This is a genomic window from Rhodanobacter thiooxydans (assembly GCF_030291135.1).
GTDB classification, from domain to species: Bacteria; Pseudomonadota; Gammaproteobacteria; order Xanthomonadales; family Rhodanobacteraceae; genus Rhodanobacter; species Rhodanobacter thiooxydans_A.
Map to the genome: position 1 here is coordinate 1,216,296 of NZ_CP127409.1, position 26,008 is coordinate 1,242,303.

The following is a 26,008-nucleotide window of genomic DNA, read 5'->3' on the forward strand; positions in this document are numbered from 1 at the left end:
AGCCTGCCCATGCAGACCGTACAAGACGTCCCGGCCCTGCGCGCCGCGATCCGCGGCTGGCGCACGCAGGGCCAGACGGTGGGCTTCGTGCCGACCATGGGCAACCTGCACGCGGGCCACCAGTCGCTGATCAGGCTGGCGCGCGCGCGCACCGAGCGGGTGGTCGCCAGCGTGTTCGTCAACCCCACCCAGTTCGGGCCGAACGAGGATTACGACCGCTACCCGCGCACCCTGGTGCAGGATCAGGCGGCGCTGGCCGAGCAGGATTGCGACCTGCTGTTCGCGCCGGACGTGGCCACGATGTATCCGTTTGGTCCCGCGCACAGCGTCAGCGTGCGCGTACCGCAGATCACCGACACGCTGGAAGGCGCGCATCGCCCCGGGCATTTCGACGGCATGGCCACCGTGGTGTGCAAGCTGTTCAACCTGGTGCAGCCGGACGTGGCGGTGTTCGGGCAGAAGGACTTCCAGCAGCTGAAGGTGGTCGAGCGGATGGTGCGCGACCTGGGGTTGCCGGTGAAGGTAGTGGCAGCGCCGATCCTGCGCGCCGACGACGGCCTGGCGCTGAGCTCGCGCAACCAGTACCTGAGCGCCGGGGAGCGCGCACGCGCGCCGCTGATCCACGACAGCCTGCAGAAGATGCGTGAACTGCTGGCGCAGGGGCATCCGTGGCAGGCCATCGAGCAGACCGCCGCCGCGCGCCTCGAACGGGCGGGCTTCGTCCCCGATTACGTGGTAATCCGCCGTGCCGAGGACCTGGCCGAACCGGCCGAAGGCGAGCGCGGAGGCCTGGTGGCGCTGGTCGCGGCCCGCCTTGGCCATACCCGCCTGATCGACAACTTGCTGCTCGACTGAGTTGCCCGCATATCGGGGGCGTTGCCGCTGATGTTGCGGTGCAACGTCATCGGTTCGATAATTGCGGACTTTGCAGGCTGTCCCTGCCGGAAAGAATGTCATGCACCTGAACATGCTCAAGGCCAAGATCCACCGCGCCACGGTGACCCATGCCGAGCTGCACTACGAGGGCTCGATCGCGATCGACGGTCTGCTGCTGGATGCCTCGGGCATCCGCGAGTACGAGCAGATCCACGCCTGGAACGTCAACAGCGGCCAGCGCTTCGTCACCTATGCGCTGCGCGCCGAGGAAGGCTCGGGCATCATCTCGGTCAACGGCAGCGCGGCACGCAGCGCGCAGGCAGGCGATGTCATCATCATCGCGGCCTTCGTGCAGCTGAGCGAGGCGGAACTGGAACAGTACCAGCCCACTTGCGTCTACATTGCGGCGGGCGCGGGCAACCGCATCAGCCACACCAACCGTTCCATCCCCAAGCAGATGGCCGCGGCCTGAGCTGTCAGCCGCGCTGCTTCGCCAGCGCCCACGCCACGTGCTCGCGCACGACCGCCGACGGGTGGTCGGCGCGTGTGTTGAGCGCCTTGATCGCTGCCACTGACTTCGGCGCATTGCCCAGCGCCACCGCGATGTTGCGCAGCCAGCCTTCGTAGCCGGTGCGGCGGATCGCCATGCCTTCGGTGCGCTTGAGGAATTCGTCCTCGCTCCATGCAAACAGCTCGACCAGCTTCGCGCCATCGAGGCTGTGCCGTGGCGCGAAATCCGGCTCGGCGGTCGCCTGCGCGAACTTGTTCCACGGGCACACCAGCTGGCAGTCGTCGCAGCCGAAGATGCGGTTGCCCATCGGCGTGCGCAGTTCTTCCGGGATGCTGCCTTTCAACTCGATCGTGAGGTACGAGATGCAGCGCTTGGCGTCGAGCCGGTACGGCCCCAGGATTGCCTGCGTCGGGCACACCTCGATGCAGCGCGTACAGGTGCCGCAATGCGCGCTGGCCGGTTCGTCCAGCGGCAACGGCAGGTCGGTGTACAGCTCGCCGAGGAAGAAGTACGAGCCGGCATGGCGGTTGATCAGCACGGTGTGCTTGCCGATCCAGCCCAGTCCCGCGTTGCGTGCCAGCGCCTTCTCCAGCACCGGCGCGGAGTCCACGTAGGCGCGATAGCCGAAGTCGCCGACCACGCCGTGGATGCGCTCGGCCAGCTTCTGCAAACGGTTGCGCATCAGCTTGTGGTAATCGCGCCCCAGCGCATAACGCGATACGTAACCCGCTTCGGCGTCGCCGAGTACGTCCCACGCATTCGCGGTGCCGGGCGGAATGTAGTCCATGCGCACCGAGATCACCCGCTGCGTGCCCGGCTCCAGTTCGGCCGGGCGGGTGCGCTTGGTGCCGTGCCGCGCCATGTATTCCATCTCGCCGTGATGACCGCCCTCGAGCCAGCGCTGCAGGTGTTGCTCGTCGTCGCCGAGGTCGGTGCCGCTGATGCCGGCGTCAGCGAAACCCAGTTCGATCGCCCAGCGCTTGATGTCGCGCGCGAGCGCGGCGTAATCGGGCGAAGCGGACGAGGTGGTGCTGGACATCCGCCTATTGTAGAGGCGGCCCATGCCTATAATCCGCGCATGCCCGCCCATCCCTACAGCCGCCATCTGCATACCGTCGAACAGTTGCGCGCGATGGAGCGTGCGGCGTTGTCGGCGCTGGGCATCTCCGGCCCCGAGCTGATGCGCCGCGCGGCCAGTGCCGCGCTGAACAGCCTGCGCCGGCACTGGCCGCAACTGCAGCAGGTCTGCATCCATTGCGGCCCCGGCAACAACGGCGGCGACGGTTTCCTGCTCGGCGTGCTGGCACGCGAGGCCGGCATGCAGGTCGAGCTGGTGGCGCTGTCGGCGACCTCGCACGGCGACGCCGCAGCGGCACGCGCGGCGTGGGAAGCGGGCGGTGGCCGGGTGCGCTTGTGGGATGCGCAAGGAGCGCTGCCCGACGCCGAGCTGCACGTGGATGCGCTGTATGGCATCGGACTCAACCGCGCGCCGGAGGCGGCCGTGACCAGGCTGATCGAGGCGATCAATCGCAGCGGCCGCCCGGTGCTGGCGCTGGACGTGCCCAGCGGCCTGGATACGGATACAGGCAGCTGTCCCGGCGCGGCGATCCGCGCGGATGTCACGGTGACCTTCATCGCCGGCAAGCGCGGGCTGCACACCGGACGCGCGGCCGATCAGGTCGGTGTGCTCGAACTGGCGACCCTGGGCGTGCCGGACAGCGTCTATGCCGACACGCTGCCCGACGCACGTTTGCTGGTTGCCGAGGCGTTGCCGCCGCGCGCGCGCTACGCGAACAAGGGCAACTACGGCCACGTGCTGGTGATTGGCGGCGAGCACGGCATGGCCGGCACCGTACGCCTGGCCGGGGAGTCGGCGTTGCGCGCCGGCGCTGGCCTGGTCAGCGTGGCGACGCGGGCGGCACATGTGTTCGCGCTGAATGCGGCGCGGCCGGAACTGATGGCGCACGGTGTCGACGGGCCGCAAGCACTGGCGCCGCTGCTCGAACGGGCCAGCGTGCTGGCGCTGGGACCCGGCCTGGGACAGGCGGGCTGGGGGCATGCCCTGTGGTTGACCGCGCTGGATGCGAACAAGCTGCTGGTGCTCGATGCCGACGGACTGAACCTGCTCGCACGCGAGCCGCGCCGGTTCACCGCGCCGACGGTGCTGACGCCACATCCGGGTGAGGCGGCACGTTTGCTGGGAATCACCACCGGAGAGGTCGAACAGGATCGCTTCGCCGCGGCACGCGAAATCGCGCGCCGCTACCACGCCGTCGTGGTGTTGAAGGGTGCAGGCAGTCTTGTTGCCGATCCGGGTGGACGTCTGGACGTCTGTCCGTGGGGCAATCCAGGGATGGCCAGTGGCGGCATGGGTGACCTGCTCACCGGTGTCGTGGCGGCGCTGCTGGCGCAAGGCTGCAGTGCATGGCAGGCGGCCTGTCTTGGCGCGGGCCTGCACGCCCGTGCGGGCGATCTTGCCGCCCGCCAGGGTGAGCGTGGCTTGCTGGCCAGTGATCTGTTGGCGCCGATTCGTGCGCTGGGCAATGGCGTGACCGGTTATGAGCGTGAACATGATTGAGCAAGTCGATGACGGACTCCGCTGGTCGCTGGCCGACGAAGCTGCCACGGTGGCATTCGGGTCGCAGGTCGCGGGGGCGCTGGATGAGGGCCTGGTGCTCTACCTGCATGGCCCGCTGGGTGCCGGCAAGACCAGTTTTGCCCGCGCATTGCTGACCACCCTCGGCGTCGGCGAGCGGGTCAAGAGTCCCACCTACAGCCTGATCGAAGGCTACCTGGCGAAGGATCGCCCGGCCTGGCATCTGGACCTGTACCGGATCGCCGATCCTGCCGAGCTGGAGTGGCTGGGCCTGGACGCGCTGGCCGATCCGGCTGCCGTGGTACTGGTGGAATGGCCCGAGCGAGGCGCCGGAGCGCTTCCGGCAGCGGACGCGGAACTGCTGCTCGATTACGCCGGCGCCGGCCGTCATGCCTTGCTGCGCGCACAGGGCCCGCGTGGCAGGCGCCTGCTCGACCGGCTCGCCAAGTAATTATTTCCCTTGGAAAATTTGCCGGACGGCATTCAGGAAACGATTCCAGTGGAATACGCGAGTTGCATCCCGTAACTTGATCTCACCTGATGAATGATTCGCAGGTTATGGATATTCAAGGGAAAAGTCTTGCAATGCCGACGGGGCTGCGCTTCAATGCAGGGCATGAGGGGCTACCTGAACAAGTGGGCAGGCGGTTTTGTCGTCGCAATCGCGGCGCTGATGCCCGTGGCTGCGCTCAGTGCGGCCCAGGTGAAGGATGCCCGCGTCTGGGCGGGTCCCGAGTACACCCGCCTGGTGCTCGATGCCTCCGGTCCGCTGCAGTACACGATCAGCCAGAAGAATGGCCAGGTCGTGGTGGAACTGCCGGACAGCAGCCCCAGCCGCGATTTTTCCGATCCGTCCGCGCAGGGCCTGCTTCGCGGCATGAGTCATTCGCGGCTGGGTCGCGGCATGCAGGTCACCGCCAAGGTCGACCCGGCCAGCCGTCTGAAGAGTTTCCTGCTGAAGCCGAACGACGACGGCAACTACCGGCTGGTGCTGGATTTCTACCCGGCCAGCCACGCGGCCGAGGTCGCCGGTGACGTTGCCGCCACCGAAAGCACCACAGCCGAGGTCGCGCAAGCGCCGGCAGCCAGGCCGGTGGCCGCCGCGTCCTACAGCAATCCCACGCACAGCCGCCGGGTCGCCGCCGAGCAGGCTGCGGCGATGCTCAACGGCCAGCGCCAGGTGGTGGTGGCGATTGACGCCGGGCATGGCGGCAAGGATCAGGGCGCGCATGGCCCCGGCGGCACGCTGGAAAAGAACGTCACGCTGGCGGTGGCGCGCGAGCTCGCGGCGCAGATCAATCGTCAGCCCGGCATGAAGGCAGTGCTGACCCGCGACAGCGACTTCTTCATCCCGCTCGCGCAACGTTACCGGATCGCCCGCGAACACAATGCGGACCTGTTTGTGTCGATTCACGCGGACGCCTTCACCAGCGACGATGCCAGGGGTTCGTCGGTGTGGGTATTGTCGCCGCGCGGCAAGACCAGCGAGGCCGCGCGCTGGCTGGCCGATCGCGAGAACCGCGCCGACCTGATCGGAGGCACCTCGCTGGACGACAAGGACGACAGCCTGGCCAAGGTGCTGCTGGACCTGCAGCAGGGTTGGGCGATGCAGGCCAGCGACGTGGTCGCCGGCAACGTGCTCAAGGCGCTGGCCCAGCTGGGGCCGACCCATCGCGGCTATGTCGAGCGTGCGAACTTCGTGGTGCTGCGTTCGCCGGACGTGCCGTCGATCCTGGTCGAGACCGCCTTCATCAGCAATCCCGCCGAGGAGCGCAAGCTGCGCGATCCGGCGCACCAGAAAAAGCTCGCCGAAGCGGTCATGGGCGGCGTCAGGAATTATTTCGAATCCACACCGCCGCCGGGCACCTGGTTCGCTGCCGAGGCGGCGCGACGCAATGGCGTGCAGCTGGCTTCCAGCACCAGGCAGTCATCCGGCCAGGCGTCCGTGCGCGACGTGCACAAGGTCGGGCGTGGCGAAAGCCTGAGCAGCATCGCGAAGCAGTATGGCGTCAGCGTCGGCGCACTGAAGAACGCGAACCAGATCAACAGCAACACGGTCCGCGCCGGCACCACGCTGACCATTCCCGCCGGCTGACTTCGCGGCGGCACTTGGGCGTTCGCTGCTAAAGTTCGCGGATGACCGTCATCCGCCTGCTTCCCCCCGAACTCATCAACCAGATCGCCGCCGGCGAAGTCATCGAACGGCCGTCCTCGGTGGTCAAGGAGCTGGTCGAGAACAGCCTCGACGCCGGCGCCACGCGCATCGAGGTGGAGATCGAGGCTGGCGGCGCGCGCCTGATCCGCGTGCGCGATGACGGCGGTGGCATCCATGTCGACGAGCTGCCGCTGGCGGTGGCCTCGCACGCCACCAGCAAGATCGGCAGCTTCGACGATCTGGAGCACGTCGCCAGCATGGGTTTCCGCGGCGAGGCGCTGGCCTCGGTGTCGTCGGTGGCGCGCTTCGCTCTGACCTCGCGTGCGCGCGACCAGGACGCCGCGTTCCGCATCGAGGTCGACGGCGGCAAGCTGCAGGCGGCGCGTCCGGCGCAGCACCCGCCGGGCACCAGCGTCGAGGTGCGCGACCTGTTCTACAACGTGCCGGCGCGCAAGAAGTTCATGCGCGCCGAACGCACCGAATTCGCGCACATCGACGACCTGCTGAAATCGCTGGCGCTGGCGCGCGGTTCGGTGGAATTCCGGCTCAGCCACAATGGCAAGCCGGTGCGCATCTGGAAGGCCGCGCGCGACGAGCAGGCGCAGCTGCAGCGGGTGGCCGAAGTATTAGGCGACGAGTTCCCGGCGCAGAGCCTGCGCATCGACCACGCCGCGGCCGGGCTGCACCTGTCCGGCTGGGTCGGTTTGCCCACTGCCTCGCGGGCGCAGGCCGACGCGCAGTATTTCTACGTCAACGGACGATTGGTACGCGACCGCATCGTCGCCCACGCGGTGCGCCAGGCGTATGCCGATGTGCTGTTCCACGGCCGCCACGCCGCGTTCGTGCTGTACCTGGAACTCGACCCGGCCGGCGTCGACGTGAACGTGCATCCGGCCAAGCACGAGGTGCGTTTCCGCGAGCAGCGACTGGTGCACGACTTCCTGTTTCGCACCCTGCACGAGGCACTGGCACAGACGCGCGCGGGACTGGGCACGCTGCCGGCGACGGAGCCGGCGCCGATGACCAGCTACACCTATGCGAGCTCCGCTCCATCCGGTGGCGCGGCGTGGCCCAGCCCGTCCAGCCAGAGCCGGCTGAGCCTGGGCACGCGCGAGGCGCCGCTGGCCGATTACGCGGCCTTGCTCGGTGCTGCGCCATCCATCGCCAGTGCGCCCGCGCCGTTGCCGGAAACGGCAGAGGGCGAGGCACCACCGCTCGGTTTCGCGATCGCCCAGCTGAAGAGCATCTTCGTGCTGGCCGAGAATGCGTACGGCCTGGTGCTGGTCGACATGCACGCGGCGCACGAGCGGATCACTTACGAGAAGCTGAAGTCCGGCCGCGTTACCAGCAACCTGCGCTCGCAGGTGCTGCTGGTGCCGCTTTCCATCGCAGTCAGCGCGAAGGAAGCCGCCGCCGCCGAGGAGCACGCCGAGGCGTTGGCCGAATGGGGCCTGGAGCTGTCGCGCAGCGGCCCGGCGACGATCGTGGTGCGGCGTATTCCCGCGCTGCTGGAAGGCGCCGACGTGGGCCAGCTCAGCCGCGACGTGTTGTCCGAACTGGCCCAGCACGGCAGTTCGCGCCGACTGCAGGAGCTGGAGAACGAACTGCTCTCCACAATGGCCTGCCACGGTTCGGTGCGTGCGGGCCGGCGCCTGACGATCCCGGAGATGAATGCGTTGCTGCGCGAGATGGAGGCGACCGAACGCTCCGGACAATGCAATCATGGGCGTCCGACCTGGGTCCAGCTGAGCGTGGCCGAGCTCGACAAGTTGTTCATGCGCGGCCGTTGACGCGCCTTCAAGAAACGTTTCGCTGGAGATAGTGATGATACGTGCCAGCCTGTTTGTTGCCGCCATCCTGGGAGTCGCTACTGTGCAAGCCGCCGACGTCGATAGTTACAAGCACAGCATCGAGCAGTGGCGGGCTGGTCGGGTCGAACGGCTGACCGCGCCGGACGGCTGGCTGAGCCTGATCGGGCTGGAGTGGCTGAAGGAAGGGACAAACCGCGTCGGCAGTGCCGCCGACAACGACATCGTGCTGGGTACCGGGCCGGCGCATCTGGGTGTGGTCACGCTGGCGCGCGATGGCAGCATGCGCATCGTGCTGGACAAGGACAGCGGCGCGACGATCGACGGCAAGGCCGTGGCCGAAGCGCCGCTGCTGGACGACGCCCACGTTGCCGGCGACGCCGCGCCCACGCGGGTAGCGTTCGGCAGCGCGAGCTTCTACGTGATCGACCGCGACGGCCGCAAGGGGCTGCGGGTCAAGGACACTGAAGCGCCCTCGCGCAAGCACTTCGCCGGCATCGATGCGTTTCCGATCGACCCGTCGTGGCGGATCGAGGCGACCTGGGTACCGGCGCAGCCGGGCGAGACGCTGGAGATGGGCACCGCGATCGGCACCATCGACAAGTACCCGGTGCCGGGCAAGCTGGAGTTCAGCCGCGACGGCAAGCACTTCGAGATCCTGCCGGTGATCGAGGTGCCTGGCGACGCGCAATACTTCATTGTGTTCGCCGACCGCACCAGCGGCAAGGAAACCTACGGGGCCGCACGTTTCCTGTACATCGACCCGCCGAAAGACGGCAAGGTCGTGCTGGACTTCAACAAGGCGTACAACCCGCCGTGCGCGTTCACGCCGTTCGCCACCTGCCCGCTGGCGCCGCCGGAAAACCGGCTGGACCTGCGCGTCACCGCCGGCGAGAAGAACTATCGTGGCTCGCATCACTGAGTGCTGTGCGGTTGTCGCGCTGGGCTTGCTGGCCGCGTTCCCGCTGCGCGCCACCACGCCGGCCGACTATGCGGCTGCGGTGACTCAGGCACGTGCCGAGCGCGTCGAGCAGCTTAAGCAGATGGACGGCTATCTGGCACTCACCGCCTCGGGCTGGCTGCAGCCAGGCGCGAACAGCGTGGGCAGCGCGGCAGACAATCGCTTCGAGATTCCCGGCGCACCCGCGCACCTGGGGACGCTGCAGCTGACGGCGGATGGACAGGTCAGCCTGCACCTGGCGGAAACCCGCGGGATCACCATCGACGGCCAGCTCGCGGCGATCGTCAACGTATTGCGTACGCAAGGTCCCGACGGCAAGCAGCAGCCGACCCGCGCGGGCTTCGGCAGCAGCTACCTGTACGTGATCGAGAACGGCACGCAGCGCGGCCTGCGCGCGAAGAACAATGACGCGCCGTTGCGCACGCATTTCCCCGGCTTCGACTATTTCCCGATCGACCCGTCCTGGCGGATCGAGGCGGACTGGGTACTGTTCCCCACGCCGCACATGCTGAAGATTGCCTACGTCACCGGCACCGTGAGCGATACGCCGATCGCGGGCAAGGCGGTGTTCCGCCGGGATGGCCACACCTGGGAGCTACTGCCGATCGACGAGGACGGCCGGCTGTTCTTCGTGTTCAGCGACCGCACGGCGGGGCGGCTGACCTACGGTGGCGCGCGCTTCCTGTACGCCGCGGCGCCGAAGGACGGCAAGGTGCTGCTGGACTTCAACCTGGCCGAAAACCCGCCGTGCGCGATCACCCCGCACGTGGTCTGCCCGCTGGCGCCGCCGGAGAATCGGCTGAAGCTGTCGGTGACCGCGGGTGAGATGAAGTTCCGCGGCCACCCTAACGACTAGCGGGCTCCTGCGATCAGCGTCCCTTGAACTCGGCCTTGCGCTTTTCCAGGAACGCCGTGGTGCCCTCGCGCATGTCCTCGGTGGAGAACGCCAGCGCGAAACCCTGCGTCTCGAACTCCAGGCCCTGGTCGATCGCGGTCTCGCCACCTTGCAGCACGGCGTCGAGGATGCCGGCGGCGGCCAGTGGCGCGGCCTCGGCAAGCTGGTCAGCCAGCGTGTTCACTGCTTCGTCCAGCGCTTCGGGCGCCACCACGCGGGTGACCAGGCCCAGCTCGTACGCACGCTGCGCGTTGATCGGCGCGCCGGTCAGGCACAGCTCCAGCGCCGCGCCGCGGCCGGCCAGGCGCAGCAGGCGCTGGGTGCCGCCGAAGCCCGGGATCAGGCCGAGATTGATTTCCGGCTGGCCGAACTTTGCCTTCTCGCTGGCCACGCGCAGGTGGCAGGCCATCGCCAGCTCCATGCCGCCGCCGAGTGCAAAACCCTGCACCCGCGCGATCACCGGCTTGCCGAGCCGCTCGATCGACGTCATCAGACGCTGGCCGGCGCGCGAGAAACCCTGTGCCTGCACCGGCGTGTAGCCGTTCATTTCGGCGATGTCGGCGCCGGCGACGAACGCCTTCTCACCGGCGCCGGTCAACACCACCACGCGCACGGCGTCGTCCTGCGCGGCCTGCGTGAACGCGATGGTTAGTTCGTTGAGGGTGTCGCGGTTCAGCGCGTTGAGCTTGTCCGGACGATTGACCACGATCGTGCGGACGGCGCCGCGGTTGCTAATTTCCAGGTTGCGATAGGCCATGAGCGGCTCCTGACAGGTGCAAGCCCGCGATGGTAGCAGCGGGAACCTTTGTCGCCGCAGGGTTTCTCAAGCCACGAGCGCCAGCGCTGCACGAATCGCGCGAACCGCTTAGGATGATCCGTCAGGATCGACTGTCGCGATAAGGAAAGGCCCGGTGGAGAAAGGCATCACACATCTGCGTTGCGGTCTGCTCGGTGCAGTGCTGTTGCTGGGCGGCGTGGCGCACGCGCAGAGTGCCGTATCGACGTCGGCACCGAAGCCCGACAAGGCCAAGCTGTCCTACGCGATCGGCTACCAGATCGGCAGCCAGTTCGCCGACGGCAAGCCTGACGTGGAGATCCCGGTGCTGGTGCGAGCGATCCAGGACGCGTACGCCAAGCGCCACCCCAGTGTGTCGATGCAGGAGATGCATCAGCAGTTGCAGCGGCTCGACCAGCAGATGCACGCCGATGCACTGGCCGAGTTCAAGCGGATCGCCACCATCAACGCGCGCAAGAGCGCCCGGTACCTGACGCAAAACCGCCAGCAGCCCGGCGTGGTGCAGTTGCCGTCGGGCATCCAGTACGCGGTGTTGAGCACGGGTAGCGGCAAGGTCAGCCCCACCGTCAGCAGCACGGTCACCGTGAACTACCGCGGCATGCTGGTGGACGGTACCGAATTCGACAGCACCTGGGCGCGTGGGGCACCGGTCAGCTTCAGCGTCGACAAGGTGATCCGCGGCTGGCAGGACGTGATCCCGCGCATGCACGTAGGCGATCGCTGGAAGGTGGTGATCCCGCCGCAGCTGGCCTACGGCGAAACCGGCGCGTTGCCGCGGATCGGTCCGAACGAGGCGCTGGTATTCGAGATCGAACTGCTCGCGATCAAGCCCGGTTCCGGCCAGCCGTAAGTTGCTCCGGTGGTAGCATGGCGGGGCATGTCGAACGCCGCCGATCCCGCACCCATTCCGCCCTTGACCCCTTGCATCGGCATCTGCCGCCTGGATGCGGATGGCTACTGCGTCGGTTGTCGGCGCACTGGCGAGGAAATCGGCCGCTGGCGCGGGATGAGCGACGCCGAACGGCTGCGCGTGATGCGCGACATCCTGCCGCTGCGACCGTCGCCATGATCGACACACTGGTGGCAGCGCTGCGGCCGTTGTCGACGCCGCCGACCGGGCCGGGCTGGAACCACGCGGACATGTCCCTGTTGCTCGGCAACAGCCAGCGTTTGCCGGCCGCGGTGCTGGTGGGCTTTCGCGAAGGCGTGCAGCCGCGGCTGGTGCTTACCGTGCGCAACGACAGCCTGCAGGCGCATGCTGGCCAAGTGGCGTTTCCCGGCGGGCGCAGCGACCCGGGCGACGGCGACGCGGTGGCCACCGCGCTGCGCGAGAGCGAGGAGGAGATCGGCCTGGACCGCACGCTGGTGACGCCGCTCGGCTACCTCGACCGCTTCGAGACGATCAGCGGCTACTGCATTACCCCGGTGGTGGCGCAGATCGCCGCCGCGGCCCGGCTGTACCCGGCGCCGGACGAGGTGGCCGAAGTGTTCGAAGTGCCGCTGGCGTTCCTGCTGGAGCCGGCCAACCTGCGCCGCTATACGATGGAATTCCGCGGCCAGCAGCGGCCGATGGTGGAATTCGTCCACGGTGGCCATCGCATCTGGGGCGCCACCGCCGCGATGCTGTACAACCTGCTGCAGAGGATGGGACGCACATGACGCTGAAGACCACCCTGATCGACGTTGCCGCGCTGGCCGCGTTGCCGGCCAGCGACGTGCTGATCGTCGACTGCCGCGTCGACCTGGCCGATCGCGCGCAGGGCGAACGCCAGTATCTGGCTGGGCATATCCCCGGTGCCGTGTTCGCCGACCTGGCACGCGACCTGTCCGACATGTCGCGCGTGCCCGAGGGGCTCGGCCGGCATCCGCTGCCGCTGGCGACGGCGTTCGGCGCCGTGCTCGGCCGCTGGGGCTGGAGGCCGGGCCTGCAGGTGGTGAGCTACGACGCCGGGCCGGGTGCGCTGGCAGCCGCCCGCCTGTGGTGGCTGCTGCGATTGGCCGGCGTACGGGACGTGGCGGTACTCGACGGCGGCATCGCCGCATGGCAGGCGGCCGGGCAGCCGCTGGAAACGGCGGTCCCTCCGCGCGCGCCGACCGAAGTGACGCTGGCCTGGGATGCGCGGCAGGTGATCGTCGACCATGCCGCCCTGCATGCCGTGCCGGCGCCGCTGCTGCTCGATGCCCGCGCCGCCGCACGCTACCGCGGTGACGTCGAGCCGCTGGACCGTGCCGCCGGCCACGTGCCCGGCGCACGCAACCGGCCGTACGTCGACAACCTGCTCGCCGACGGCCATTTCAAGCCGCCGGCGCAGCTTCGCGAGGAATTCGCCGCGGTGCTGGGCGAGGCCACGCCCGACCAGGTCGTGCACATGTGCGGCTCTGGCGTCACCGCCTGCTACAACCTGCTGGCGATGGAACACGCCGGCCTGCATGGCTCGCGCCTGTACGCGCCGTCGTGGAGCGGCTGGGTCAGCGACCCGTCGCGGCCGGTGGCAACCGGCTGACGTGCAGGAGCGCACCCTGTGCGCTCCTGCAGCACGTTCATTTCTTCTCTTTGAGCCGCGCGACCAGTTGCTGCAGCACCGCCTGCGTCTGCGGGTGGAAGAACGCCTCGACGAAATCGTCCAGCGGCAGCGCGTCCATGTCGGCGTAGGCGGCGGCGAGGTCGGCGCGGGCCAGTGCGCGGGTGGTCAGCATGGCGTGCGAGGGCAGCGCCAGCAGATTTTCCAGCCAGCGGATCGCGCGGGTCGCGACCTGGTCGACACCGGTGAGTTCGTCGACGAAACCGCAGGCCAGCGCCTCGGCGGACTCGATCATCGCGCCGGCGACCAACAGGCGTTCGGCGCGGTAGGTACCGACCACGCGGCGCAGCGCCAGCTGGATCGCCTCGGGCACGATCAGTCCGACCTGCACTTCGTTGAGGCCGATCCGGTACGGGCCTTCGGCCATCACCCGGTAGTCGCAGAACAGCGCCAGCACCGCGCCGCCAGCCGGGCTGTGGCCGGTGATCGCCGCGACCAGCGGGATCGGCGCGCGGGCCAGGCTGCCGCACAGCGCGAAGAACTCGCGCCAGTACTCGCGCACGCCGGCACGGTCGCGCTGCAGCAGGGCAGGCACGTCGACGCCGGCAGAGAACAGCCCCTGCGCGCCGGACAGCACGATGCCGCGCACGCCGCCCTGCACGGCGTCGTCGATGGCGGCGTGCAACGCGTGCAGCAGTTCCAGGTTCAGCGCGTTGACCGGCGGCCGGGCGAGCTGGATCTCGCGGATGCCGTGGTCGTGGTTGGCGAGGTTGAGCATGGAAAACTCCGGTCGGGTTATTGCGGTTGTTCGTCGGCGGTCCACTGGTAGCGCACCGCGTAGTCCAGCACGGCCTTGCCGTTGGCCGGCACGTCGACGCGGAACTCCAGCGTGTCTGGCGTCTGTCTGCCCGGCTTGCTGCTGGAAGAAACCAGTGTCCACTGGCGCCAGCGGCCGGGATGCTCGCGCACGGTCACTGTGCGGGTGCTGTCGCTGGCGTTGGTAAGGCTGATACGGAACGCCTCGTCCAGCGTGTGGCCGGCCTTGTCGACGTGGAAGGCGGTGCGTGCGCGTTCGGCGCGCAGGTCGAACGCGGTGCCCAGGGTGATGGTGGCGTCGCTGCCTTTCGGGGTGTCCTCGATGCGGCCCTCGCCGATGAATTGCGGCGCGCCGTTCCTGTCGGCGGTGAGCACGCGCAGGTAGCCGGCCGGCAGGCTGTCGAACGCCTGCAGCTGCAGCGTGCTGACAATCGTGCTGCCGCCGCCCGGATTGTAGTCGCGTTCCAGGATCGGGCGCGGCGGCTGGTAGCTGTTGCCATTCTCGTACAGCGCGGTGCGCACGCAATCCAGCGTGCGCGTGGCGTACAGCGGCACCTGGCTGATGCTGCCGTCGGGCAGCTCGACCGCGCCGGACAGGGTGTAGCTGCGGTAGTCGCCGAGGCTGTCCTGCTGCGGCATGGCTTCGGCCTTCGCGTTGAAGCCGCGCGCCATCGACGCCATCGGCCGCGGCCCCGACGCCTTGGCCATGTTCGGTTCGCCGGCGGTCAGGGTGACTCGTGCGTCGTGCCAGTCGCGGCCGCTGCGGTTGGCGATGCTGGCGCGCGACTCGAACTGCATGCGGCAGGCCGTGCCAGGTTGCAGCGTGGCCACGTAGGCAGCGCGCCAGCCGAGGCCGGCGGTGGGGTAGCTGAGCACGGCGCGGGTTGGGCCGGTGCGCGTGGCATCCACGCGCAGGCTCAGGCTGGAGCCGCTGGGGAAATCCGCGCCGCTGCTGCGCACGGCGGCATAGTTGCTGACCAGGGTGGCATGCCCGTTGTCGTCGCGCACCAGCAGGCCGTCGCCGGCCCGCAGCAAGGTGCCACTGGCCAGCGGCAGGCCGCCGGCACCGAGTACGTCCACGGTGTGGCCGACCAGCCCGGTCAGCGCTGCGCTCGTGCCCTGCGCCAGCAACAGACGCTGCGAGATCACCTTCGCGTTGCCGTCGGGGAAACCCAGTGCCAGTGCCTCGGCGTCGAGCGAATTCGGCAGGTCGCCGATCACCACGTCGTGGGTGCCGGCGGCGAGGCTCAGCGAACGCTGCTCGCGTACCACCGCGTAGCCATCATCGACGTCGCCGCCTCCCTTGCTGGCGTACAGGGCGGCGCTGTCGTTGCGATACAGGGTGAGCGCGGTGGTGTCGGCGGCATATGCCGGCCATGCGCCGCCCAAGGCAGCGATGCAGGCGAGGGCAAGTGCGGAGCGATGTGCTGTCGTCATGAGGCGCCTTCCATCGTGGGGACCGGATCGTCATCATAGCGACGGTACGTGTCTGCCGTGCGCCGACTGCGTCGCTGCGTACCGGGGAATGCGACATTCGCGCCGCTTCCCGTGCCGTTGGTCAGGATTGTCCAAGCGTCGCTGGTGCGGATTCATTATCGTGGTGTGCGGATTCCTTGTGGGCGCCCCGACCATGTCTGCATCTTCGACGATCCATATCGCGCCCGTCCGACTGCCGGACGATATCGAGGTCGTGCGCGAGCTGTTCGCCGAATACATCGACAGCCTCGGCATCGACCTTTCCTTCCAGGACGTGGACGCGGAGCTGGCACAGCTGCCCGGCAAGTACGCGCCTCCGCGGGGCGTGATCCTGATCGCGCGTGATGGCGCAGGAGTGACCCAGGGTTGCGTGGCGTTGCGACCCTGGCGGCAGGCGGGCGTATGCGAGATCAAGCGCCTCTACGTGCGGCCCGCGGCGCGCGGACAGGCGCTGGGGCGGCGACTGGCCGAGGCGGTGATCACATGGGCCGCCAAAGCTGGCTACGTGCGCATGCTGCTGGACACGCTGGCCTCGATGCAGGCGGCCCGGCAGCTCTACCTCGCACTGGGTTTTCGTCCGGTGGCGCCGTATTACGACAACCCGGTGCCGGGTACCTGGTACATGTCGCTGGAACTGGAGTCGGGCGACTCCTAGGAGCGTGGGCGGTTTATCCCGCGGTGCTGCGGATCGCCTCGGGCAATGGCACCGGCTTGCCGCTGGCCGGGTCCATCCACACCATCACCACGTGGCCGTCGCAGTACAGCTGGTCGGGGCGTTCGGCATCGATCACCCGGTGCGCGATCGTCATCGAGCTGTTGCCCATGCGCTCGCAGAACAGCTGCACCTGCAATTGCGCGGGCCAGGCGATCGGGCGGCGGTAGTTGACCTGGCTGGCGGCCATCACCGGCATCGCGTGCTCGTCGAACCACGGCCCGGGCACGTGGCTCAGCCACTGCAGCCGCGCCTCTTCCAGGTAGGTGAGGTAGTTGGAATTGTTGACGTGGTTGAACGCGTCGAGGTCGCGCCAGCGCACGCCGAGCGAGGCGACGAACAGCGGCACGTCTGAGGTGTCGGTCCTGGTTTCGGTGGTACCGGGTGAGTGGGTGCTCATGAGGATTTTTTCTTTCCGCTTCCGCGCATCGGCTTGTACTTGTCGGCCGAGGCGATGTGTTTGGTGGCGGCCTTGATGCGCTTGGGGGCGCCGGACTGTTTCGGCTTGGCCGGCTTCAGGTGGGGCGCGAGGAAATGGCCGGTGTGCGATTCGGCTGTGGCCGCCACGGTTTCCGGCGTGCCGGCAACCAGGATGCGGCCACCGCCGGCACCGCCCTCGGGGCCGAGGTCGACGACCCAGTCGGCGGTCTTGATCACGTCCAGGTTGTGCTCGATCACCACCACGGTGTTGCCCTGGTCGACCAGCTGGTGTAGTACATCGAGCAACTGCTCGATGTCGTGGAAGTGCAAGCCGGTAGTGGGCTCGTCGAGGATGTACAAGGTGTTGCCGGTGTCGCGCTTGGACAGCTCCTTGGACAGCTTCACGCGCTGCGCCTCGCCGCCGGACAGCGTGGTCGCGCTCTGGCCGAGCTTGATGTAATCGAGGCCCACGGCGCGCAGCGTGTCGAGCTTGCGCGCGATGGTCGGCACGTTCTCGAACAGCTTCAGCGCGTCCTCCACCGTCATGTCGAGCACGTCGGCGATGGTGTGGCCCTTGTACAGGATTTCCAGCGTCTCGCGGTTGTAGCGCTTGCCGTGGCAGACGTCGCACGGCACGTAGACGTCGGGCAGGAAGTGCATCTCCACCTTGAGCATGCCGTCGCCTTCGCACGCCTCGCAGCGGCCGCCGCGCACGTTGAAGCTGAAGCGGCCGGGGGTGTAGCCACGCGAGCGCGCTTCCGGCACCTGCGAAAACATGTCGCGCAGCGGGGTGAACAGGCCGGTGTAGGTAGCAGGATTGGAGCGCGGCGTGCGGCCGATCGGCGACTGGTCGATGTCGACCACCTTGTCGAACAGCTGCAAGCCCTGCACCGACTGGTACGGAGCGGCTTGCGTGCCGGCGCCGTTGAGTTCGGCGACAGCGAGCCGGAACAAGGTGTCGTTGACCAGGGTGGACTTGCCGGAGCCGGAGACGCCGGTGACGCAGGTGAACAGCCCGGCCGGGATCGCCAGGTCGACGTGTTTGAGGTTGTTGCCGCTGGCGCCTTTCAGCTGCAGCCACGAATCGTTGTCGATCGGCTGGCGGCGCTCCTTCGGCACCTCGATCGCGCGTGCGCCGGAGAGGAACTGGCCGGTGACCGAGCGCGGCGAGTCGAGCATGTCCTGCACCGAGCCCTGCGCCACGATCTCGCCGCCGTGCACGCCGGCGCCGGGGCCGATGTCGAGCACGTGGTCGGCCATGCGGATCGCGTCCTCGTCGTGCTCGACCACGATCACCGTGTTGCCGAGGTCGCGCAGCCGGGTCAGCGTGCCGAGCAGGCGTTCGTTGTCGCGCTGGTGCAGGCCGATGGACGGCTCGTCCAGCACGTACATCACGCCGACCAGGCCGGCGCCGATCTGCGAGGCGAGGCGGATGCGTTGCGCTTCGCCGCCGGAGAGCGAGTCGGCCTGGCGGTCCAGGGTCAGGTAGTTCAGGCCCACGTCGTTGAGGAAGCTCAGCCGTTCGCGGATCTCCTTGACGATCTTCACCGCGATCTCGCCGCGCCAGCCGGTGAGCTTCAGCTCCTCGAAGAACGCCAGCGCGTCGTCGATGGAACGATGCGTGAGCGCGGGCAAGGCGTGGTCGGCGACGAACACGTTGCGGGCCGAGCGGTTCAGTCGCTGGCCTTCGCAGGCAGGGCAGGGCTGGTCGCTGATGTACTTGGCCAGCTCCTCGCGCACCGCGGCGGATTCGGTTTCCTTGTAGCGCCGCTCCAGGTTCGGCAGGATGCCCTCGAACGCGTGCTCGCGGGTGACCTTGCCGCCACGTTCGGTGAGGTAGCGGAAGGCGATCTTGTCCTTGCTGCTGCCGTACAGGACGGCCTTCTGGACGTCCGCAGGGAGTTTGTTCCACGGCGTGTCCACGTCGAAGCCGTAGTGCGCGGCCAGCGACAGGATCAGCTGGAAATAGTGCGCGTTGCGCCGGTCCCAGCCGCGCACCGCGCCGCTGGCCAGCGACAGCTCCGGATGGCTGACCACGCGCGCCGGATCGAACACCTGGGTCACGCCCAGTCCGTCGCAAGTGGGACAGGCGCCCACCGGCGAGTTGAACGAGAACAGGCGCGGTTCCAGCTCCGGCAGCGAGTAGTCGCAGACCGGGCAGGAGTAGCGTGAGGACAGCATCTGTTCGGGCGCGTCGGTTGCATCCATGTTGGCCAGGATCACCAGCCCGTCGCCCAGTCGCAGCGCGGTCTCGAACGATTCGGCCAGGCGCTGCTTGATGTCTTCGCGTGGGCGGAAACGATCCACCACCACCTCGATGGTGTGCTTGATGCGCAACCCCAGCGGCGGCACCGCGTCCAGGTCGTACACCGCGCCGTCGACGCGGGCGCGCACGAAGCCCTGCGCGCGCAGCTGCTCGAACACCTGCACGTGCTCGCCCTTGCGCTCGCGGATCACCGGCGCCAGCAGCATGTAGCGCTGCTCGGGGTCGAGTGCGAGCGTGGCGTCCACCATCTGGCTTACCGTCTGCGCCTCCAGCGGGATGCCGTGGTCCGGGCAGCGCGGCGTGCCGACGCGGGCATACAGCAGGCGCAGGTAGTCGTACACCTCGGTGATGGTGCCGACGGTGGAGCGCGGGTTATGCGAGGTGGATTTCTGCTCGATCGAGATCGCCGGCGACAGGCCTTCGATGTGGTCGACGTCGGGCTTCTCCATCATCGACAGGAACTGCCGTGCATAGGACGACAGCGATTCCACGTAGCGGCGCTGGCCTTCGGCGTAGATGGTGTCGAACGCCAGCGAGGATTTGCCGGAGCCGGACAGGCCGGTGATCACGATCAACTGGTCGCGGGGGAGGTCGAGGTCGATGTTCTTGAGGTTGTGCGTGCGTGCGCCGCGGATGCGAATGGTGTCCATGGACGCCGGATATGGGGGGGAACGTGCACTATACCAACCTGGGCAGGTCAGTTATTGCCGCTTCAGCCGGAAAGTTCCGGTGGGCGGCAGCGTATGGCCTAATGCATGGCTTCCCGGCCACGAGGCCGCCACGTCGGAGATCACCGCCCATGCGCACCCGGATCCGGATCGGCGCCCTGCTGTGGCTGCTCGTTTTCTGCGGAGCGGCCGCGGCGGCTGTGGCACCCAGCGAGCAGCAGGTGCGCGACCTGTTCAAGGTGATGCGGATGGAGCAGACCCTCGGCCAGATGAACACGCAGATGGCCACGCTGATGCAGCAGAAGCTGCCTTGCGTGCCGGCGGCCTACTGGCAGGGGTTCGTCGACAGCGACGGCGCCGCGGCCGTCATGCAGCGCATGGTCCCGGTGTTCCAGCGCCATTTCAGTGGCGAGGAGATCGACGGGCTGCTCAAGTTCTACCGCTCGCCGCTGGGCCAGAAGGTGCTGACCGAGATGCCTGCGGCCATGGCCGAGGCGACCCAGGTGGGCCAGCAGTGGGGGCAGGAGCGCACCCGCACGATGCTGCAGGAGCTGGAGAAGAAGGGCAGCCTCGACGCGCAGGGCCGCTGTCCGGCCGCGCCGGAGGCTGCCAAGAGCGAGACCAGGCCGGCGACCCGGCCAGTGAAAAAGCACGTTAGGCACAAAACGACGCACCACCACAAGCCGGCGGCCAAGCCCCGGCCCAAGTCGGCCACGCCGGTTCCGGCAAAGTCCGGAACGCCGGCCCCGGCCCGGTCCTAGCCGGCTGCTTAGTATTTGACCAGTGCATGGGTGCGCCGCTACAATCCGCAGTTCGCCAGACCTGAATGGGTCATGGCGATACCCAAGAGAATAACGACAGAAGGGCATTCCCATGAGTTACGCAGTCATCAAAACCGGTGGCAAGCAGTACCGTGTGCAGCAGGGCGACGTGCTGCGCGTGGAGCTGTTGACCGCCGAAGAAGGCGCCAGCGTGAGCTTCGACCAGGTGTTGCTGGTCGGTTCCGGCGAGTCGGTCACCGTCGGTGCGCCGGTCGTCGCGGGCGCCACCGTCAGCGCCACCGTGCGCAAGCACGGCCGTGCCGACAAGATCCGCATCATCAAGTTCCGCCGCCGCAAGCATTACAAGCGCCAGCAGGGCCATCGGCAGCATTTCACCGAAATCGAGATCACGGGCATCAACGCCTGAGCAACTGGAGCATTGAGTCATGGCACATAAAAAAGGCGTAGGTTCCAGCCGCAACGGTCGCGATTCGAACCCGAAGTACCTCGGCGTCAAGGTCTACGGTGGCCAGGCCATCGAAGCCGGCAACATCATCGTGCGTCAGCGTGGCACCCAGTTCCATCCGGGCACCGGCGTGGGTCTGGGTCGTGACCACACGCTGTTCGCGCTGGTCGACGGCAAGGTCCACTTCGCCGTGCGCGGCGACAAGAACCGCCGTTTCGTCGACGTCGTCCAGGCGTAAGCCTTCCGCGACGCGATAGCGAAGGCCCCGCTTCGGCGGGGTTTTTCGTTTGCGGCAAGGAATGGGGAAGGGGGAACGGTAAAAAGCGGGGTTTCCACAAGTCCCGTACCCTATCCTGATTGTGCGCCCCTCCCATTCCCGATTCTCCATTCCCCATTCCCGGCACCCCCATGAAATTCGTCGACGAAGCAAACATCAAGGTCCAGGCCGGTGACGGCGGCAATGGCTGCATCAGCTTCCGCCGCGAGAAGTTCATCCCGTTCGGTGGCCCCGACGGCGGCGATGGCGGTTTCGGCGGCTCGGTCTGGCTGGTCGCCGACGAGGGCCTGAACACCCTGGTCGACTTCCGTCACCAGCGCAGCTTCAAGGCCAAGCGCGGCGAGAACGGCATGGGCAGCCAGATGTATGGCAAGGGCGGCGAGGACACCACGATCCGCGTGCCGGTCGGCACCATGATTACCAACGTCGACACCGACGAGGTGATCGGCGACCTGACCGCCCATGGCCAGCGCATGCTGGTGGCACAGGGCGGCAAGGGTGGCTTGGGCAACATCCACTTCAAGACGTCGGTGAACCGGGCGCCACGCAAGGCCACCCCGGGCACGCCGGGCGAGGTGCGCGAGCTGAAGCTGGAACTGCGCCTGCTGGCCGACGTCGGCCTGCTCGGTTTCCCCAACGCCGGCAAGTCCACCTTCATCCGCGCGGTGTCGGCGGCGACGCCGCGGGTGGCGGACTACCCGTTCACCACGCTGCACCCGAACCTGGGCGTGGTCAGCCTCGGCACCGACCAGAGCTTCGTGATCGCCGACATCCCCGGCCTGATCGAGGGCGCCTCCGAGGGCGCCGGGCTGGGCATCCAGTTCCTGCGTCACGTGGCGCGCACCAGCCTGCTGCTGCACATCGTAGACATTGCGCCGATCGACGGTTCCGACGTGGCCGCCCAGGTGCGCGCGATCGAGCAGGAGCTGCAGAAGTTCAACCCGGAACTGCTGGAACGCCCGCGCTGGCTGGTGCTGAACAAGGCCGACATGCTGGCCGCGGACGAGCGCCAGGCGGTGGCGGAAAAGATCATCGCCGAGCTGGGCTGGTCCGAGCCGTGGTTCCTGGTCTCGGCGATCGCGCGCGAGAACACCATGGCCGTGTGTCAGCAGGTGCAGCGTTTCTTCGAATCGCAGCGCGAGGCCAGCGTGAAACGTATCGACATGCTGCCGAACGACGTGCGTCTGCGCGGGGAAGCGCCGCAAGGCTGAATCCGGCGAGGCGTGCCGGTTGACGCAACCCGGCCGGAACGGCAGCCGGATGTATTGCGGACACAAATAAGAATGATTATCATATAGACCTTCTCGACGGGTAGAGGGTTGGTCACATGCAGCGGTTTCTCATCGTTCTCGGCCTGATGCTGGCCAGTGTGGCGGCAATGGCGGGAGATCTGCAGGAATACAAGCTGGTCATCCAGAACCACGTCTACCAGCCGACCGAACTGAAGGTGCCGGCCGGCACCAAGTTCAAGCTGGTGATCGAGAACCGCGACGCTTCGCCGGAGGAGTTCGAGAGCACCGAGTTCAATCGCGAGAAGATCGTGATGCCGAACAGCTCGGCCCATATCTACGTAGGCCCGCTTGCCGCCGGACACTACAAGTTCTTCGGCGACTTCCATCAGGACACGGCGCAAGGCACGCTGGTGGTGGAGTAGCCATATGCCAGGTATCGCACTGCTGGTTTTCCGGGAAGTCCTGGAAGCTGCCCTGATCATCACCATCGTTTGTGCGGCCACCCGCGGGGTACCGCGGCGCGGGCTGTTTGTCGGCGGCGGCCTGATCCTTGGCGTGCTGGGCGCGCTGCTGGTCGCGCTGTCCGCTGCTTCGCTGGCGAACGCCTTCAGCGGCGTCGGCCAGGAAGTCTTCAACGCTGGCGTGCTGCTGGCCGCCGTACTCATGATCAGCTGGCATGTGCTTTGGATGTCCAGCCATGGACGGGCGATGGCGGCGGAGATGAAGGCGTTGGGAGGCGCCGTTCAGAGCGGCTCAAGCTCGTTGATGATGCTGTTGCTGGTCGTGGCCTTGGCCGTGCTGCGCGAGGGCTCGGAAGTGGTGCTGTTTCTGTATGGCATGGTGGCCGGCGGCGCGGTGGGCGTACTCGGCGGGCTGGCGCTGGGCGTGATCGCGGGTACCGCAGTGGGCTTCGCCCTGTATTACGGTCTGTTGCGGATCCCGCTGCGGCATTTCTTCGATGCGACCAATGCGATGCTGATGTTGCTGGCTGCGGGCCTGGCGTCGTCAGCGGCGCGATATCTGGTGCAGGCCGATCTGCTGCCGGCGCTCACCGACCCGCTGTGGGACAGTTCCTGGCTGTTGTCGAATGACTCGCTGCCGGGGCAGACGCTGCATATCCTGATCGGTTACGACGCCCGCCCGTCCGGGATCATGCTGGTGTTCTACACCGCCACCCTGCTGCTCCTGCTGGGCGGCATGCGCTGGGTCGCTCGCGCTGCCGCCCCGCGTGCCGGCCATGCGGCCGCGGCGATTGCAGCACCCCAGTCCTGATTCCGCATACCGGCCACGCCGTCGCGGCTTGTCCTCTCAAGCGGGTGCGGTGCGCGCCCGATTTCCCCGAACCTGATGCCAAGGAAGCTCCTGCGTGATCACCTACTTCCGATTCTCCCGCGGCGCCTGCCTGATGTTGTTCGCTACCGTCACGCTGGCAGGTGCCGGGCGTGCGCATGCCGATGATTTCATCGTGTATTCGCCGCACGTGATCGCGACCCAGACCGAGGTCGAGTTGCGCGGCTACAGCTTCGACGACGGCCGATCGGACATGGGTGGCCAGCGCGCCGCCGAATTGTCCGTGGCGCACGCCTTCACCGGCTGGTGGAAGCCCGAGCTCTATCTCGCCGAATACGAAAAGGAGCCGGGCGCCGGCGGAAGGCTGGTGGGCTACGAGTTCGAAAACACCTTTCAGCTCACCGAACCGGGGCGCTACTGGGCGGACTTCGGCTTGCTCGCATCCTATGGCCGCCCCAAGGATGGCGGGCCCGGCGAAATCGAGTTCGGTCCGCTGATCGAGAAGACCGTGGGCCGCTTCGACCACCGGGTCAACCTGATCTGGGAGCAGCACGTCGGCGCGGGTGCCGCGTCCGGAACCGAGTTCCGCTACAGCTACGCAGGGACCTACGCCGTGTCGAGCGCGTTCCGCCCGGGTATCGAGGCCTATGGTCGCCCCGATGACGATGCGTACCAGGCCGGCCCGGTCGTCGCTGGCGAATGGCATGTGCCGCACAGCAGCGGCAACCTGGAATACCGCTTCGGCGTGCTGCTGGGCATCAACGCGGCGGCTCCGCGTCGCACCTGGCTGGTCCAGCTCGAATACGAGTTCTTCTGAGCCATCGGCCACCGCGGCGTTACATGCGGAACACGCCGTAGCGCTGCGGTTCGATCGGCGCGTTGAGCGAGGCGGAGATCGCCAGGCCGAGCACGCGGCGGGTGTCCACCGGGTCGATGATGCCGTCGTCCCACAGCCGCGCGCTGGCGTAGTAGGGGTGGCCCTGGCGCTCGTACTGCTCGCGGATCGGCGCCTTGAACGCTTCCTCGTCCTCCGCGCTCCAGGATTTGCCCGCCGTCTCGATGCCGTCGCGCTTGACCGTGGCCAGCACGCTGGCGGCCTGCTCGCCGCCCATCACCGAGATGCGCGCGTTCGGCCACATCCACAGGAAACGGGCGCCGTAGGCGCGGCCGCACATCGCGTAGTTGCCGGCGCCGAAGCTGCCGCCGATCACCACGGTGAACTTCGGCACGTGCGAGCAGGCCACCGCGGTCACCATCTTCGCGCCGTCCTTGGCGATGCCGGCCTGTTCGTACTTCTTGCCGACCATGAAGCCGGTGATGTTCTGCAGGAACACCAGCGGCACGTTGCGCTGGTTGCACAGCTCGATGAAATGCGCGCCCTTGAGCGCGCTCTCGGCGAACAGGATGCCGTTGTTGGCAACGACGCCCACCGGGTAACCATGGATATGCGCGAAGCCGCAGACCAGGGTCTTGCCGTAGCGCGCCTTGAACTCGTGGAACTCGGAACCGTCGACGATGCGCGCGATCACCTCGCGGATGTCGAACGGGCGGCGGGTGTCCTGCGGAATCACGCCGTAGAGTTCCTCGGCCGGGTACTTCGGTTCGACCGGCGCGCGCAGCGCCAGCGGCATGTCCTTCTTGCGGTTGAGGCTGGCCACGATGTCGCGCGCGATCGCCAGCGCGTGCGCGTCGTTCTCGGCGTAGTGGTCGGCCACGCCGGAGATCGACGTGTGCACGTCCGCGCCACCCAGCGTCTCGGCATCGACCACCTCGCCGGTAGCGGCCTTCACCAGCGGCGGGCCGCCGAGGAAGATGGTGCCCTGCTCGCGCACGATGATGGTCTCGTCGCTCATCGCCGGCACGTAGGCGCCGCCGGCGGTGCACGAGCCCATCACCACCGCGATCTGCGGGATGTTCAACGCACTCATCCGCGCCTGGTTGTAGAAGATCCGGCCGAAGTGTTCCTTGTCCGGGAACACCTCGTCCTGCAGTGGCAGGAAGGCACCGCCGGAGTCGACCAGGTAGATGCAGGGCAGGCGGTTCTCCAGCGCCACTTCCTGCGCGCGCAGGTGCTTTTTCACCGTCATCGGGAAATAGGTGCCGCCCTTGACCGTGGCGTCGTTGGCGACCACCACCACCTCGATGCCGTTGACCCGGCCGATGCCGGTGATCAAGCCTGCGGCCGGCGCGGCATCGTCGTACATGCCGTGTGCGGCCAGCGGCGACAGTTCCAGGAACGGTGAGCCGGGATCGAGCAGGGCGCGGATGCGCTCGCGCGGCAGCAGCTTGCCGCGGGCGACGTGCTTGTCGCGCGCTTTCGTGCCACCGCCTTCCGCGCTGCGTACCAGTTCGCGCTGGAGGTCGTCCACCACGGCGCGCAGCTGGCTGCTGCTGGCCTGGAACTCGGGCGAACGCGGGTCGATCTGCGAGGCGATGATGCTCATGGTGCGTGCTGGCCGGAAGGAATCGAACGCCGATGATAGCGTTGACGGCTGTTCGCCAGA

25 protein-coding genes and 1 pseudogene are annotated in these 26,008 nt (G+C 67.7%); 19 read left to right on the forward strand and 7 right to left on the reverse strand.

Going from position 1 to position 26,008, the window contains the following annotated elements; all coding sequences use genetic code 11:
• Positions 1-9 precede the first annotated feature (9 nt).
• Both panC and panD read left to right on the forward strand, forming a co-directional pair.
• The gene (gene panC, locus QQA13_RS05465; RefSeq protein ID WP_108471599.1) at positions 10-855 is read left to right on the forward strand and encodes a pantoate--beta-alanine ligase; all 846 of its coding nucleotides are present in this window, start codon (positions 10-12) and stop codon (positions 853-855) included.
• Positions 856-955: 100 nt separating this feature from the next.
• Positions 956-1,348, forward strand: a complete 393-nt coding sequence (panD, locus tag QQA13_RS05470; RefSeq protein ID WP_108471598.1) for an aspartate 1-decarboxylase — start codon at positions 956-958, stop codon at positions 1,346-1,348.
• 4 nt (positions 1,349-1,352) lie between these two features.
• Here panD and queG read toward each other — a convergent pair whose 3' ends face one another.
• A complete protein-coding gene (gene queG, locus QQA13_RS05475) occupies positions 1,353-2,450 on the reverse strand; it encodes a tRNA epoxyqueuosine(34) reductase QueG (RefSeq protein WP_108471597.1) in 1,098 nt (365 codons plus the stop codon).
• Between the two features lie 15 nt (positions 2,451-2,465).
• Between queG and QQA13_RS05480 the strand changes: the two genes are divergently transcribed.
• The 6 genes from QQA13_RS05480 to QQA13_RS05505 all read left to right on the forward strand — a co-directional run bounded on the left by QQA13_RS05480 (position 2,466) and on the right by QQA13_RS05505 (position 9,763).
• Positions 2,466-3,965 carry an NAD(P)H-hydrate dehydratase gene (locus QQA13_RS05480; RefSeq protein WP_108471596.1) on the forward strand — a complete coding sequence of 500 codons (1,500 nt, stop codon included), beginning with the start codon at positions 2,466-2,468 and terminating at the stop codon, positions 3,963-3,965.
• Positions 3,958-4,434, forward strand: coding sequence for a tRNA (adenosine(37)-N6)-threonylcarbamoyltransferase complex ATPase subunit type 1 TsaE (tsaE, locus tag QQA13_RS05485; RefSeq protein ID WP_234411320.1), 477 nt, complete (start codon positions 3,958-3,960; stop codon positions 4,432-4,434). Before QQA13_RS05480 ends, tsaE begins: the two co-directional genes overlap by 8 nt.
• Positions 4,435-4,599: 165 nt before the next feature.
• Positions 4,600-6,078 (forward strand): N-acetylmuramoyl-L-alanine amidase, encoded by a 1,479-nt coding sequence (locus tag QQA13_RS05490; RefSeq protein ID WP_108471650.1) that lies wholly within the window; start codon positions 4,600-4,602, stop codon positions 6,076-6,078.
• A gap of 41 nt (positions 6,079-6,119) precedes the next feature.
• Positions 6,120-7,928 carry a DNA mismatch repair endonuclease MutL gene (mutL, locus tag QQA13_RS05495; protein ID WP_108471595.1) on the forward strand — a complete coding sequence of 603 codons (1,809 nt, stop codon included), beginning with the start codon at positions 6,120-6,122 and terminating at the stop codon, positions 7,926-7,928.
• A gap of 34 nt (positions 7,929-7,962) precedes the next feature.
• Positions 7,963-8,868: a DUF1684 domain-containing protein gene (locus tag QQA13_RS05500; RefSeq protein WP_108471594.1), complete on the forward strand. Its 906-nt coding sequence runs from the start codon at positions 7,963-7,965 to the stop codon at positions 8,866-8,868.
• Positions 8,852-9,763, forward strand: a complete 912-nt coding sequence (locus QQA13_RS05505) for a DUF1684 domain-containing protein (RefSeq protein ID WP_108471593.1) — start codon at positions 8,852-8,854, stop codon at positions 9,761-9,763. Before QQA13_RS05500 ends, QQA13_RS05505 begins: the two co-directional genes overlap by 17 nt.
• A gap of 13 nt (positions 9,764-9,776) precedes the next feature.
• Here QQA13_RS05505 and QQA13_RS05510 read toward each other — a convergent pair whose 3' ends face one another.
• Positions 9,777-10,559 carry an enoyl-CoA hydratase/isomerase family protein gene (locus tag QQA13_RS05510; protein WP_108471592.1) on the reverse strand — a complete coding sequence of 261 codons (783 nt, stop codon included), beginning with the start codon at positions 10,557-10,559 and terminating at the stop codon, positions 9,777-9,779.
• A 154-nt stretch (positions 10,560-10,713) separates the two neighbouring features.
• Here QQA13_RS05510 and QQA13_RS05515 point away from each other — a divergent pair, with 154 nt between their 5' ends.
• From QQA13_RS05515 to QQA13_RS05525, 3 genes and pseudogenes are all read left to right on the forward strand, one after another.
• Positions 10,714-11,448: an FKBP-type peptidyl-prolyl cis-trans isomerase gene (locus QQA13_RS05515; protein WP_108471591.1), complete on the forward strand. Its 735-nt coding sequence runs from the start codon at positions 10,714-10,716 to the stop codon at positions 11,446-11,448.
• Positions 11,449-11,475: 27 nt separating this feature from the next.
• Positions 11,476-12,257: pseudogene (locus tag QQA13_RS05520) on the forward strand (NUDIX hydrolase).
• Complete coding sequence (locus tag QQA13_RS05525; RefSeq protein ID WP_108471588.1) at positions 12,254-13,102, forward strand: sulfurtransferase; 849 nt, start codon at positions 12,254-12,256, stop codon at positions 13,100-13,102. The pseudogene QQA13_RS05520 and the gene QQA13_RS05525 overlap by 4 nt, the downstream one beginning before the upstream one ends.
• A 37-nt stretch (positions 13,103-13,139) precedes the next feature.
• Here the strand turns inward: QQA13_RS05525 and QQA13_RS05530 are convergent, their stop codons facing one another.
• Entirely contained in the window at positions 13,140-13,898 is a 759-nt protein-coding gene (locus tag QQA13_RS05530; RefSeq protein WP_108471587.1) for an enoyl-CoA hydratase/isomerase family protein, read from the reverse strand.
• A gap of 17 nt (positions 13,899-13,915) precedes the next feature.
• The gene (locus QQA13_RS05535; protein ID WP_108471586.1) at positions 13,916-15,373 is read right to left on the reverse strand and encodes a DUF4139 domain-containing protein; all 1,458 of its coding nucleotides are present in this window, start codon (positions 15,371-15,373) and stop codon (positions 13,916-13,918) included.
• Between the two features lie 193 nt (positions 15,374-15,566).
• Between QQA13_RS05535 and QQA13_RS05540 the strand changes: the two genes are divergently transcribed.
• A complete protein-coding gene (locus tag QQA13_RS05540; RefSeq protein ID WP_108471585.1) occupies positions 15,567-16,067 on the forward strand; it encodes a GNAT family N-acetyltransferase in 501 nt (166 codons plus the stop codon).
• Between the two features lie 13 nt (positions 16,068-16,080).
• On the opposite strand, the gene QQA13_RS05545 is transcribed toward QQA13_RS05540, so the two are convergent.
• Positions 16,081-16,524, reverse strand: coding sequence for an acyl-CoA thioesterase (locus QQA13_RS05545; RefSeq protein WP_108471584.1), 444 nt, complete (start codon positions 16,522-16,524; stop codon positions 16,081-16,083).
• Positions 16,521-19,460, reverse strand: a complete 2,940-nt coding sequence (gene uvrA / locus QQA13_RS05550) for an excinuclease ABC subunit UvrA (RefSeq protein ID WP_108471583.1) — start codon at positions 19,458-19,460, stop codon at positions 16,521-16,523. The genes QQA13_RS05545 and uvrA overlap by 4 nt, the downstream gene beginning before the upstream one ends.
• Before the next feature lie 149 nt (positions 19,461-19,609).
• Between uvrA and QQA13_RS05555 the strand changes: the two genes are divergently transcribed.
• From QQA13_RS05555 to QQA13_RS05585, 7 genes are all read left to right on the forward strand, one after another.
• On the forward strand, positions 19,610-20,239 hold the full coding sequence (locus QQA13_RS05555; protein ID WP_108471582.1) for a DUF2059 domain-containing protein: 630 nt from the start codon (positions 19,610-19,612) through the stop codon (positions 20,237-20,239).
• A 112-nt stretch (positions 20,240-20,351) separates the two neighbouring features.
• Complete coding sequence (gene rplU / locus QQA13_RS05560) at positions 20,352-20,666, forward strand: 50S ribosomal protein L21 (protein ID WP_108471581.1); 315 nt, start codon at positions 20,352-20,354, stop codon at positions 20,664-20,666.
• 19 nt (positions 20,667-20,685) lie between these two features.
• Complete coding sequence (gene rpmA, locus QQA13_RS05565) at positions 20,686-20,943, forward strand: 50S ribosomal protein L27 (RefSeq protein ID WP_077514119.1); 258 nt, start codon at positions 20,686-20,688, stop codon at positions 20,941-20,943.
• 170 nt (positions 20,944-21,113) lie between these two features.
• Complete coding sequence (gene cgtA / locus QQA13_RS05570) at positions 21,114-22,193, forward strand: Obg family GTPase CgtA (protein WP_108471580.1); 1,080 nt, start codon at positions 21,114-21,116, stop codon at positions 22,191-22,193.
• A 116-nt stretch (positions 22,194-22,309) separates the two neighbouring features.
• Positions 22,310-22,636, forward strand: a complete 327-nt coding sequence (locus tag QQA13_RS05575; RefSeq protein ID WP_108471579.1) for a cupredoxin domain-containing protein — start codon at positions 22,310-22,312, stop codon at positions 22,634-22,636.
• 4 nt (positions 22,637-22,640) lie between these two features.
• Positions 22,641-23,486: an FTR1 family iron permease gene (locus QQA13_RS05580; RefSeq protein ID WP_108471578.1), complete on the forward strand. Its 846-nt coding sequence runs from the start codon at positions 22,641-22,643 to the stop codon at positions 23,484-23,486.
• Positions 23,487-23,580: 94 nt separating this feature from the next.
• On the forward strand, positions 23,581-24,321 hold the full coding sequence (locus QQA13_RS05585) for a hypothetical protein (RefSeq protein ID WP_234411319.1): 741 nt from the start codon (positions 23,581-23,583) through the stop codon (positions 24,319-24,321).
• 19 nt (positions 24,322-24,340) lie between these two features.
• On the opposite strand, the gene QQA13_RS05590 is transcribed toward QQA13_RS05585, so the two are convergent.
• Complete coding sequence (locus QQA13_RS05590) at positions 24,341-25,948, reverse strand: carboxyl transferase domain-containing protein (protein ID WP_108471577.1); 1,608 nt, start codon at positions 25,946-25,948, stop codon at positions 24,341-24,343.
• Positions 25,949-26,008: the final 60 nt, after the last annotated feature.

Coding starts and splice junctions, on each gene's coding strand:
- panC (WP_108471599.1), top strand. CDS start 10: ATGCAGACCGTACAAGACGTCCCGGCCCTGCGCGCCGCGATCCGCGGC.
- panD (WP_108471598.1), top strand. CDS start 956: ATGCACCTGAACATGCTCAAGGCCAAGATCCACCGCGCCACGGTGACC.
- queG (WP_108471597.1), bottom strand. CDS start 2,450: ATGGGCCGCCTCTACAATAGGCGGATGTCCAGCACCACCTCGTCCGCT.
- QQA13_RS05480 (WP_108471596.1), top strand. CDS start 2,466: ATGCCCGCCCATCCCTACAGCCGCCATCTGCATACCGTCGAACAGTTG.
- tsaE (WP_234411320.1), top strand. CDS start 3,958: ATGATTGAGCAAGTCGATGACGGACTCCGCTGGTCGCTGGCCGACGAA.
- QQA13_RS05490 (WP_108471650.1), top strand. CDS start 4,600: ATGAGGGGCTACCTGAACAAGTGGGCAGGCGGTTTTGTCGTCGCAATC.
- mutL (WP_108471595.1), top strand. CDS start 6,120: ATGACCGTCATCCGCCTGCTTCCCCCCGAACTCATCAACCAGATCGCC.
- QQA13_RS05500 (WP_108471594.1), top strand. CDS start 7,963: ATGATACGTGCCAGCCTGTTTGTTGCCGCCATCCTGGGAGTCGCTACT.
- QQA13_RS05510 (WP_108471592.1), bottom strand. CDS start 10,559: ATGGCCTATCGCAACCTGGAAATTAGCAACCGCGGCGCCGTCCGCACG.
- QQA13_RS05525 (WP_108471588.1), top strand. CDS start 12,254: ATGACGCTGAAGACCACCCTGATCGACGTTGCCGCGCTGGCCGCGTTG.
- QQA13_RS05530 (WP_108471587.1), bottom strand. CDS start 13,898: ATGCTCAACCTCGCCAACCACGACCACGGCATCCGCGAGATCCAGCTC.
- QQA13_RS05535 (WP_108471586.1), bottom strand. CDS start 15,373: ATGACGACAGCACATCGCTCCGCACTTGCCCTCGCCTGCATCGCTGCC.
- QQA13_RS05540 (WP_108471585.1), top strand. CDS start 15,567: ATGTCTGCATCTTCGACGATCCATATCGCGCCCGTCCGACTGCCGGAC.
- QQA13_RS05545 (WP_108471584.1), bottom strand. CDS start 16,524: ATGAGCACCCACTCACCCGGTACCACCGAAACCAGGACCGACACCTCA.
- uvrA (WP_108471583.1), bottom strand. CDS start 19,460: ATGGACACCATTCGCATCCGCGGCGCACGCACGCACAACCTCAAGAAC.
- QQA13_RS05555 (WP_108471582.1), top strand. CDS start 19,610: ATGCGCACCCGGATCCGGATCGGCGCCCTGCTGTGGCTGCTCGTTTTC.
- rplU (WP_108471581.1), top strand. CDS start 20,352: ATGAGTTACGCAGTCATCAAAACCGGTGGCAAGCAGTACCGTGTGCAG.
- rpmA (WP_077514119.1), top strand. CDS start 20,686: ATGGCACATAAAAAAGGCGTAGGTTCCAGCCGCAACGGTCGCGATTCG.
- cgtA (WP_108471580.1), top strand. CDS start 21,114: ATGAAATTCGTCGACGAAGCAAACATCAAGGTCCAGGCCGGTGACGGC.
- QQA13_RS05575 (WP_108471579.1), top strand. CDS start 22,310: ATGCAGCGGTTTCTCATCGTTCTCGGCCTGATGCTGGCCAGTGTGGCG.
- QQA13_RS05580 (WP_108471578.1), top strand. CDS start 22,641: ATGCCAGGTATCGCACTGCTGGTTTTCCGGGAAGTCCTGGAAGCTGCC.
- QQA13_RS05590 (WP_108471577.1), bottom strand. CDS start 25,948: ATGAGCATCATCGCCTCGCAGATCGACCCGCGTTCGCCCGAGTTCCAG.